The following is a 5,529-nucleotide window of genomic DNA, read 5'->3' as shown; positions in this document are numbered from 1 at the left end:
GTGTGGGACCGGGCCTCGTCAGAGCTGTGGCAGCGGGTGCGGCACGCGTCAGCGCCGGTCGACGTCCACGACGTCGACCCGCACGGGGCCGTCCGTCGCGAGCGCGCCGACCACCGTGCGCAGCGCCTTCGCCGTCCGTCCGCCCCGGCCGATCACGCGGCCGAGGTCGTCGGGGTGCACCCGCACCTCGAGCAGGTCGCCCCGGCGCTGCGTCCGCGAGGCCACCCGGACGTCGTCCGGGTTGTCCACGATGCCGCGCACCAGGTGCTCGAGGGCCTCGGCGAGCATCAGGCCTCGGCCTCAGCCTCGGCGGCCTCGGCCGCCGGCTCCTCGGCCTTCTTCTCGGCGGCCTTCGCCTTGGCCTTCTCGGCCTCGGCGGCGACGGCCTCGACCGCGGCGGCGCTGTCGGCCTTCACGGTCTTGGCCTTGAGGGTGCCCTCGGCGCCCGGAAGACCCTTGAACTTCTGCCAGTCACCGGTGATCTTGAGCAGCGCGGCGACCTGCTCGGTCGGCTGCGCGCCGACGCCGAGCCAGTACTGCGCCCGCTCGGACTTGATCTCGATGAACGACGGCTCCTCGGTCGGGTGGTACTTCCCGATCTCCTCGATGACGCGCCCGTCGCGCTTGGAGCGCGAGTCGGCCACGACGACGCGGTAGTACGGGGCCCGGATCTTGCCGAGGCGCTTCAGACGAATCTTGACGGCCACTGTGGTGGTGTCTCCTGGTTCTGGTGGGGCGACCTCGCGCACCGCCGGGTGGGGTCCTGGCGGTGTCCGGAGGTCAGGAACGCGACCTGCGCAGGAGAGAGGGGCCTGGGCACGCCGAGTACCCGGACATTGTGCCAGACCCGACGCGCCCGCTCCAACCTCGGGTGACACACCTCTCCCGCCGCGCGGGACCGCGTCAGCCCCGCACGACCTGCCCGCGCAGGACGACGGCCGTCGGGTGCCGCAGCACCTCGACGTCCTCGCGCGGGTCGGCGGGATACACCACCAGGTCCGCGCTGGACCCCTCGACGAGCGCGCCGAAGCCCAGCAGCTCGCGCGCCCGCCAGGTCGCCATCGCGACGACGTCCGCGGCGGGGATGCCGGCGGCGACCAGCTCGGCGCACTCGTCCGCGACGCGCCCGTGCCCGAGGGTGCCGCCCGCGTCCGTCCCGACGAGCAGCGAGACGCCCGCCTCGTGCAGCGCGCGCACGTGCTCGTACCGGCGGGCGTGCATGCGCCGCATCCGCGCCGCGTACACGGGGTACCTGTCCTCCGCCTGCCGGGCGATCTCCTCGAAACGGGCCACCTGGAGCAGGGTGGGCGTCACCGGGATCCGGCGCGCCGCGACCTCGTCCATCAGCGGCCCCATGACGCCCGTGCCGTGCTCGATGCCGTCCACCCCCGCGGCGAGCAGGTCGGGCACGACCTCCTCGGAGAAGGCGTGCACCGTGACGCGCGCGGCCTCCGCGTGCGCGGCGGCGACCGCCTCGACGAGCACGTCCCGCGGCCACAGCGGACCGAGGTCACCGGCCTCGCGGTCGATCCAGTCCCCGACGAGCTTCACCCAGCCGTCCGCGCCGCGCGCCTGGGCGCGCACCGCGTCGGACAGCGCTCCCACGTCGTCGAGCTCGAGCCCGAAACCCCGCAGGTAGCGCTTGGGCCGGGCCAGGTGCCGGCCCGCGCGCACGAGCCGCGGCAGGTCGGGGCGCTCCTGCACCCACGACGTGTCCACGGGCGAGCCCGCGTCGCGCACGAGCAGGACGCCGGAGTCCCGGTCGGCGATCGCCTGGGCCTCCGCCGTCTCGTGGTCGACCGCGCCGTCGGGACCGAGCCCGACGTGGCAGTGCACGTCCACGAGCCCGGGCAGCACCCAGCCCTCGAGCTCGCGGGTGGCGCTGCCCTGCGGCGACGGCCGGGTCAGGCTCACGCGACCGTCGCGCACCCACATCTCGCCGACGTCGCGATCGTGGCCGAGCAGGACGTGGCCGGTGACGTGCAGCGGGACGTGCGGGGCAGACATGGTCGAAGGTTACCGAGTCGGGGGGCCGGGCCGCGGACGCCGGTCCGTACGCGCCTCAGCGCCCGCCGAGCAGCTTGTCCAGGCCGTCCGGGAGCTGGAGCTTGGAGAGGTCCTGCTCGGACGGCTCCCCGCCGCCCACGCCGAACGCGGAGCCCGGCGCCGACGGCTTCGCGGCAGGGCCGCCGAGCGCGCGCTGCATGGCCTCGCGCTCCTGCTGCGCCCGCTTCGCGGGGTTGCCCGACTTGCCCTTGACCTTCTTGGACGGCGCCTGCTTGCCGCGCGACTTCTTGCCGCCACCGGGCATCCCCGGCATCCCGGGGACGCCGCCCGGCATGCCCGGCATACCGCCGCCCTTGCTCATCTGGCGCATCATCTTCTGCGCCTGGGTGAACCGCTCGAGCAGCTGGTTGACGGCCGTCGTCGTCTGGCCGGAGCCGCGGGCGATGCGCGCGCGCCGCGACCCGTTGATGATCTTGGGGTTGTCGCGCTCTGCCGGCGTCATCGACTGGATGAGGGCCTGGACGCGGTCGACCTCGCGCTCGTCGAAGTTCTCGAGCTGCTCGCGCATCTGCCCCATGCCCGGCATCATCCCGAGCATCTTCTTCATGGAGCCGAGCTTCTTCATCTGCTGCATCTGCACCAGGAAGTCGGACAGGGTGAAGTCCTCGCCCTTCTCGACCTTGGCCGCCATCTTGGCGGCCTCCTCGGCGTCGAAGGCCTTCTCGGCCTGCTCGATGAGGGTGAGGACGTCACCCATGTCGAGGATGCGCGACGCCATGCGGTCGGGGTGGAAGACCTCGAAGTCGGTGAGCTTCTCACCGGTCGAGGCGAACATGATCGGTCGGCCCGTCACCGTGGCCACCGAGAGGGCGGCGCCGCCGCGCGCGTCGCCGTCGAGCTTGGACAGGACGACGCCGGTGAAGTCGACGCCCTCCTCGAAGGCCTTCGCCGTGGCGACGGCGTCCTGACCGATCATCGCGTCGATGACGAACAGGACCTCGTCGGGCTGCACGGCGTCGCGGATGTCCGAGGCCTGCTGCATGAGCACCTGGTCGACGCCCAGGCGGCCCGCGGTGTCGACGATGACGACGTCGTGCTGCTTGACCTTCGCCTCGGCGACGCCGTCGCGGGCCACGCCCACCGGGTCCCCGATGACGACGTCCGTCTCGGCGCCCTGGTTGCCCGGGTGCGGCGCGTAGACCGGCACGCCGGCCCGCTCGGCGACGACGGAGAGCTGGGTCACCGCGTTGGGGCGCTGCAGGTCGGCGGCGATCAGCAGCGGGGTGTGGCCCTGCTCCTTGAGCGCCAGCGCGAGCTTGCCGGCGAGGGTGGTCTTACCGGCGCCCTGGAGACCCGCGAGCATGATGACCGTGGGCGGCGTCTTGGCGAGCTGCAGCGGCCGGGTCTGGCCGCCGAGGATCGCCACGAGCTCGTCGTTGACGATCTTCACGACCTGCTGGGCCGGGTTGAGCGCGCCCGACACCTCGGCCGACAGGGCGCGCTCGCGCACCGCGGCGGTGAACTCGCGCACGACGGGCACGGCGACGTCGGCGTCGAGGAGCGCCCGACGGATCTCGCGCACGGTCGCGTCGATGTCCGCCTCGGAGAGCCGGCCCCGCCCGCGCAGGTTCTTGAACGTCGCGGTGAGCCGGTCCGACAGGGAGTTGAACACCAGGCAGGTCCTTACGAGGGGTATCGATGTGTGCAGCCACCTACCCTACCGGTCGCCCGCCAGCGCCCGGCGGGCCCGTGCGGTGAGGTCGTCCACGAGGCTCGCGCGCCAGGCCGTCCACCCCGCCGGGCCCAGCGACGACGCGTCGGCCTCCGTCACCGCCCGCACGGTCTCGAGCAGGTCGGCGCGGTGCTCGAGGGCGTCGAGGAGCTCGGCCACCGTGGCCGGGTCCTCGAGGTCGGCCGTCGTGGCGAGGCGCGCCAGGGTGAGGTGGTGGCGCACGACGATCCCGACGTCGCGCGCCACGGCGTCGTCGAACCCCGTCCGGCGCACGACGTCGGGGGCGATGCGGGCGCCCTCGACGGAGTGGTCGGGGTCGACGGCGCCGCGCCGCTTGCCGATGTCGTGCAGCAGGGCGCCGAGCAGGAGGGGCTCGGTCGGCGCCGGCGCGACACCGGCGTCGGCGGCGACCCGGCGGCGCACCCGGGCGGCGCGCGCCGCCGTCTCCACCAGGTGCCGGTCCACCGTGTGCCGGTGGACCGCGGCCCGCTGGGGCCGGTTGCGCACGGCGGCCCACTCGGGGATCCACGTCGTGACGACGCCCGCCAGGTCGAGCGCCTCCCAGACCGGCACCTGCGCCGGGCCCGCGCCGAGCAGGGTGAGCAGCGCGGCCCGCGCGGCGGGCGGCCACGGCACGGGCGGCGGCGGGGACTCCGCGAGGGACTGCACGGTCACGGGCGACAGCACGAGGCCGGTGCGCGCGGCGGTGGCGGCCGCCCGCAGGGGCAGGATCGGGTCCTCGGCCGGCTGCGCCCCGACGGCCAGCACCAGCTCGCCGTCGTGCTCCACCAGGCCGTCGCCCACCGACCGCAGCCGCGGCGCCGACCGGCGCCCCCGGACCATGACGGGACGGCGGACCGCGGGCCGCTGCAGCGCCTGCCGGGCGCGGCGCACCGTGGAGTCCAGCGCGTAGGAGATCTCGCGCCCGGCCTCGGCGAGGCTGGCCAGCAGCTCGTCGGGGTCGTCGTGACCGCAGCGGGCGGCCACCTCCTCCAGGTCGGCCAGCAGCAGCCTCGTGGACCGGCGGCGCGTGACGACGTGCACCGCGTCCCGCACGTCCAGCAGGTGCGCGTACGCCCGGTCCACCCGGCCGTGCGGGCGGTCGGTGAGCCACGTGGCCGCGAGCGCCGACAGCAGGACGGCGTCGCGGATGCCGCCGCGCGACTCCTTGAGGTCGGGCTCGATGAGGTACGCCAGCTCCCCCGCGCGCTCGGCGCGGTCGCGGGCGCTGTGCAGCAGCTCGGGCAAGCGGCGCCGCGACGCCGACCGCCAGTCGGTGAGGATCGCGGACGCCGCGCGGTGCACGACGACGGCGTCCCCCGCCACGGGCCGCACGTCCAGCCAGCCGACGGCGGCGGGCAGGTCGGTGGAGGCGAGGCGCCGGGTCTGGCTCAGCGAGCGCACCGCATGGTCGACGTCGACGCCGGAGTCCCACAGCGGGTACCACAGCGCGTCGGCGACGCGGGCGAGCTCGTCGGGCTTGTGGGTGCGGCCGTCGTGCACGAGCACGAGGTCGAGGTCGGACAGGGGCCCGAGCTCGCCGCGGCCCAGGCTGCCGACGGCGGCGAGCGCGAGACCCGTCGGGTCGACGTCGGCCGTGGCGGCCTCGAACAGGGGGGTGAGCCGGTCGGTGACGAGCTGCTGCAGGGCCGTGCGGCGCGCCACCCCCGACCGGCCGGGGCCGGTCAGGCCGTCGGCGGCGGCGAGCAGGTCCGCGCGCAGCGGGCCCACCGTGGCGGTCGCGGTGCCGCCGTCGTCGACGCGCGAGCCCCGCACCCCTGCCTCCGGGG

5 protein-coding genes are annotated in these 5,529 nt (G+C 75.2%); all 5 read right to left on the bottom strand.

Annotation, left to right across the window (positions count from 1 at the left end; all coding sequences use genetic code 11):
• Positions 1–48: 48 nt before the first annotated feature.
• Complete coding sequence (locus ACFUVW_RS19115) at positions 49–288, bottom strand: RNA-binding protein (RefSeq protein ID WP_429728397.1); 240 nt, start codon at positions 286–288, stop codon at positions 49–51.
• Complete coding sequence (gene rpsP / locus ACFUVW_RS19110) at positions 288–707, bottom strand: 30S ribosomal protein S16 (protein WP_430572885.1); 420 nt, start codon at positions 705–707, stop codon at positions 288–290. Before rpsP ends, ACFUVW_RS19115 begins: the two co-directional genes overlap by 1 nt.
• Positions 708–903: 196 nt before the next feature.
• Entirely contained in the window at positions 904–2,007 is a 1,104-nt protein-coding gene (locus tag ACFUVW_RS19105; RefSeq protein WP_430572884.1) for an amidohydrolase family protein, read from the bottom strand.
• Positions 2,008–2,062: 55 nt separating this feature from the next.
• Positions 2,063–3,679, bottom strand: coding sequence for a signal recognition particle protein (ffh, locus tag ACFUVW_RS19100; protein ID WP_430572883.1), 1,617 nt, complete (start codon positions 3,677–3,679; stop codon positions 2,063–2,065).
• Positions 3,680–3,724: 45 nt separating this feature from the next.
• The coding region (locus tag ACFUVW_RS19095; RefSeq protein WP_430572882.1) for an HD domain-containing protein at positions 3,725–5,529 on the bottom strand (1,805 nt) is incomplete at its 5' end.

The organism is Isoptericola sp. NPDC057391 (genome assembly GCF_042668085.1).
GTDB lineage: Bacteria > Actinomycetota > Actinomycetes > Actinomycetales > Cellulomonadaceae > Isoptericola.
This window is presented reverse-complemented; position numbering and strand designations above follow the sequence as displayed.